The organism is Jatrophihabitans sp. (assembly GCF_051960575.1).
Taxonomy (GTDB): Bacteria; Actinomycetota; Actinomycetes; order Mycobacteriales; family Jatrophihabitantaceae; genus JBQCEE01.
In genome coordinates this window covers 1-4,485 of the sequence record NZ_JBQCEE010000202.1, presented here as the reverse complement: position 1 = coordinate 4,485, position 4,485 = coordinate 1, and the positions used below count along the sequence as shown (strand labels likewise).

At 69.7% G+C, this 4,485-nt stretch carries 4 protein-coding genes and 1 pseudogene; 3 read left to right on the top strand and 2 right to left on the bottom strand.

The genetic code is table 11. The annotated features are described in order from the left end of the window. Together ACTHMS_RS11180 and ACTHMS_RS11175 are read left to right on the top strand one after the other, a co-directional pair. Positions 1 to 299: pseudogene (locus ACTHMS_RS11180) on the top strand (UDP-N-acetylglucosamine 1-carboxyvinyltransferase); the annotation flags it as partial. Positions 300 to 349: 50 nt separating this feature from the next. Next, entirely contained in the window at positions 350 to 1,825 is a 1,476-nt protein-coding gene (locus ACTHMS_RS11175; protein WP_440306738.1) for an NCS2 family permease, read from the top strand. Positions 1,826 to 1,889: 64 nt separating this feature from the next. Here the strand turns inward: ACTHMS_RS11175 and ACTHMS_RS11170 are convergent, their stop codons facing one another. Continuing rightward, a complete protein-coding gene (locus ACTHMS_RS11170) occupies positions 1,890 to 2,198 on the bottom strand; it encodes a hypothetical protein (RefSeq protein WP_440306737.1) in 309 nt (102 codons plus the stop codon). Further along, positions 2,195 to 2,983, bottom strand: coding sequence for a CDP-alcohol phosphatidyltransferase family protein (locus ACTHMS_RS11165; protein ID WP_440306736.1), 789 nt, complete (start codon positions 2,981 to 2,983; stop codon positions 2,195 to 2,197). Before ACTHMS_RS11165 ends, ACTHMS_RS11170 begins: the two co-directional genes overlap by 4 nt. A gap of 182 nt (positions 2,984 to 3,165) precedes the next feature. Here ACTHMS_RS11165 and ACTHMS_RS11160 point away from each other — a divergent pair. Then, positions 3,166 to 4,485, top strand: a 1,320-nt coding sequence (locus tag ACTHMS_RS11160; RefSeq protein WP_440306735.1) for a methylmalonyl-CoA mutase family protein, incomplete at its 3' end; no start/stop codon positions are given.

Sequence of the window (4,485 nt, the reverse complement as noted above, 5' to 3'; positions counted from 1 at the left end):
AGAACCTGTTCGAGGCCCGGTTCATGTTCTGCGACGAGATCGCGCGGATGGGCGCGGACGTGCGCACGGACGGCCATCACGCGGTGGTGCGCGGCAAGGAACGGCTCAGCGGCGCGCCGGTGCGGGCCACCGACATCCGCGCGGGTGTGGGCCTGGTGATCGCCGGCCTGGTGGCCGAGGGCGTCACCGAGGTCGCCGAGATCCACCACATCGACCGGGGCTACGTGCGCTTCGAGGAGCAGTTGCAGGGGCTCGGCGCGGACGTGCAGCGCGTCGAGTCCGACACGTTCGGCAGCTGACGCACCGGCGGTAGCGGCGCGGAAACACGCGTAGGGCAAGATCGGCGCCCGTGAGCATCCTCGACAAGGAGCCGGCCGCCACCCGCCCGGCGACGTCCGGTCTCGACCGGTTCTTCTCGATCACCGAACGTGGCTCGACGATCGGCCGCGAGGCCCGCGGCGGGCTCGTCACCTTCGTGACGATGGTCTACATCGTCGTGCTGAACCCGATCATCCTCGGGACGATCCCCGACAAGACCGGCCACTTCCTCGGCGGCGGCACGCACGGCCCGAACATCACCGCGATCGCCGGCGCCACCGCCGTCGTCGCAGCGTTCTTCACGCTGCTGATGGGCATCGTGGGGCGCTACCCGTTCGCGCTCGCGACCGGCCTCGGCCTGAACGCCTTCGTCACCTTCCAGGTCGCCACCCGCATGTCGTGGGCGTCGGCGATGGGCCTGGTCGTGATCGAGGGCCTGGTGATCGTCGTCCTGGTGCTCACCGGCTTCCGGACGGCGGTGTTCAACGCGATCCCGCGCGAGCTCAAGAGCGCCATCGCCGTCGGCATCGGCCTGTTCATCGCGCTCATCGGCTTCGTCGACGCCGGCTTCGTGCGCCCGGGCAACCCGGTGCTGCAGCTCGGGTCGTCCGGCTCGGGTCTGCGCGGCTGGCCGACGCTGGTCTTCGTGCTCGGCGTGCTGCTCATCGCCGCGCTCATGGCCCGCAAGGTGCGCGGCGCGATCCTCATCGGCATCGTCGCGATGACCGTGCTGTCGCTGATCATCGAGTCGATCGCCAAGGTCGGGGCGTTCGACGCGAAGAAGAACCCGAACGGCTGGCAGCTGTCCGTCCCGACCTTCAAGGGCAAGCACTTCGGCGCGCCCGACCTCGGGCTCATCGGCCACTTCTCGCTCGGCGGCGGCTTCTCGGCTATCGGCGTGGTGTCCGGCATCGTCGTCGTCTTCTCGCTCGTGCTCTCAGACTTCTTCGACGTCATGGGCACCACGATCGGGCTGGCGAGCGAGGCCGACCTGCTCGACGAGCAGGGCAACCTGCCCCGCATCCGCGAGGTGCTGCTGGTCGACGGCCTCGCGGCCGTGGGCGGCGGCATCGGCAGCGCGTCGTCGGCCACCACCTACGTCGAGTCGGCGTCGGGCATCGGCGACGGCGCCCGCACCGGCTTCGCCAGCATCGTCACCGGCCTGCTCTTCGTCGTGACCATCTTCCTGTCGCCGATCGCGCAGATCGTGCCGTCGGAGGCGGCGGCCCCCGCGCTGGTCGTGGTCGGCGTGCTGCTCATGCGCCAGGTGCGGTTCATCGACTTCCAGGCCCTCGACATCGCGGTGCCGGCGTTCCTCACCATCGTGCTGATGCCGTTCACCTACTCGATCACCAACGGCGTCGGCGCCGGCTTCATCAGCTGGGTGCTGCTGCGCGCGGCCACCGGCAAGGCCCGCACCGTGCACCCGCTCATGTGGCTGCTGTCGGTGGTCTTCGCCGTCTACTTCGCGATCGACCCGATCAAGGAGCTCTTCGGCATCAAGTAGGACGCGCACCGCCACACACCGCCGGGTCAGCGGGGCGTGGCCCCGGTCGGGCGACGGCGTGGGCTCAGGCGTCGAGCAGCAGGCGGGCGCGGTCGACGTCGGAGGCGAAGACGAGGACGTCGACCCGGCCGTCGCTGCGCTTGGACAGCGACGAGCGGATGCCCGCCTCGGTGAGGGTGGCCCGCGTGCGCAGGGCGTCGGCGCGGGTCTGCTTGGGTGCGATCACCGACAGCAGGCCGAGGTGCGGCGACGCGGCGGCGTCGATGAGCGGCGCGCGGCGCGGCTGCTTCGAACTCCAGACCCAGCGCAGCACCAGCACCAGCAGGCCGACGACGAGCAGGGCGATGATGCCGGCCGACGGGTCGTTGCTCACCCCTCGATTGTGCGCCGTCGCTGGTGGTCGTGCCACGCCCGCACTGCGGCGAGGGTCACGAAGTAGGCGCTGCCCACGACGAGCATGATCCGGACGAACTCGTAGCGGTGCGGGTAGAGGAACGCGCCGATCGCGAGTCCGCCCACCCAGCACAGCGTGCCCACGATCGTGAACGGCCGGGCGAAGCGTGACCGGGCGATGTGCGGCCAGGGCATGTTGGTCAGCTGCAGCAGCGACAGCACCACCGTGATGATCGCGCCGGTGCTGGTCTTGGCGTCGTCGTTCGCGGCCGGGAGCAGGAAGAACAGCACCGGCCCGACGACGTTCCAGGCCGCCGGGAAGCCGCGGAACCAGAACTCCTCGGTCATCATGTCCTTGCGCGCGAACCAGATGGCCGAGGTGAAGACCATCAGGCAGAGCACCGCGATGCCCCAGTTGTTCTGCGGCACGACGTTGAAGGCGTACATGAACGCCGCCGGCACGATCGCGCAGGTGACGAAGTCGATGATGAGGTCGAGCAGGAAGCCGTCGATGCGCGGCACCAGCGTCTCGACCTGCAGGGCGCGCGCGATCGGGCCGTCGACGCCGTCGATGAGCAGCGTCAGCAGAAGCCAGATGATCGCGTAGGACGGCCGCCCGACGATGACGTCGCGCAGCGCGAGCATGGCCGCGACGATGCCGAGCGTGGTGAAGCCGTGCACCGCCCAAGCCCGTCCCCGCTCGTACCGGGTCGCGTCCTTCGGCGGGTGGTACGTGGTCGTCGTATGCGCGGGCGCGGCGGTCACAGGGCCAGCCTAGGCATGCAGGTGCCCGGATCGCGCGATTTCGGGCCGCATCCGGGTCGTCGGTCAGGTCTGCGGCAGGTGTGCGGGACGGTGCGAACTCGGCCACAGTCCTCGCGTCCCGGATCGGCATTCGGACGTCCGAGGAAATACGCTCGAAAGATTCGCAGCCCGGAGGTGTCGTGATGCCCTTCCCCACCGATGACCAGCGGGACAAGCCCTGGCTCATGCGCACGTACGCGGGCCACTCGTCCGCCGAGAAGTCCAACGAGCTCTACCGGCGCAACCTCGCCAAGGGCCAGACCGGTCTGTCGGTCGCCTTCGACCTGCCGACCCAGACCGGCTACGACCCCGACGCCGAGCTCGCGCGCGGCGAGGTCGGCAAGGTGGGTGTGCCGGTGTCGCACATCGGTGACGTGCGCACGCTGTTCCACGACATCCCGCTCGACCGCATGAACACGTCGATGACGATCAACGCGCCGGCGATGTTCATGCTCGCGCTCTACCTGACGGTGGCCGAGGAGCAGGGGGCCGACTTCACCAAGCTGGCCGGCACCACGCAGAACGACATCATCAAGGAGTACCTGTCGCGGGGCACGTACGTGTTCCCGCCGGGGCCGTCGCTGCGGCTGATCACCGACATGATCGCCTACACCGTCGCGCACGTGCCGAAGTGGAACCCGATCAACGTCTGCAGCTACCACCTGCAGGAGGCCGGCGCGACGCCGGTGCAGGAGGTCGCCTTCGCGCTCTGCACCGCGATCGCGGTGCTCGACTCGGTGCGTGACTCGGGTCAGGTGCCCGAGGAGCAGTTCGGCGAGGTCGTCGCCCGCATCTCGTTCTTCGTCAACGCGGGCGTCCGGTTCGTCGAGGAGATGTGCAAGCTGCGCGCCTTCGGCGAGCTGTGGGACGAGATCACCCGCGAGCGCTACGGCGTCGAGAACGAGAAGCACCGGCGGTTCCGCTACGGCGTGCAGGTCAACTCGCTCGGCCTCACCGAGGCGCAGCCGGAGAACAACGTCTACCGCATCCTGCTCGAGATGCTCGCCGTCACGCTGTCGCGCGGTGCCCGCGCCCGCGCGGTGCAGCTGCCGGCCTGGAACGAGGCCCTCGGCCTGCCGCGGCCGTGGGACCAGCAGTGGTCGCTGCGCATGCAGCAGGTGCTCGCCTACGAGTCGGACCTGCTCGAGTACGCCGACCTGTTCGACGGCTCGCCGGTCGTCGCGGCGAAGGTCGCCGAGATCAAGCAGGGCGCGCAGGCCGAGATCGACCGCATCCTCGAGATGGGCGGCGCGGTCGCCGCGGTCGAGAGCGGCTACATGAAGTCGGCGCTCGTGTCGTCGCACGCGCTGCGCCGCCGCCGCATCGAGGGCGGCGAGGACATCGTCGTCGGCGTCAACAAGTGGACCGAGTCAGAGCCGAACCCGCTCGTCGGTGGCAGCGACGGCGGCATCCTCACCGTCGACCCCGCGGTCGAGCAGGCGGCCAAGGAGGCCATCAAGACC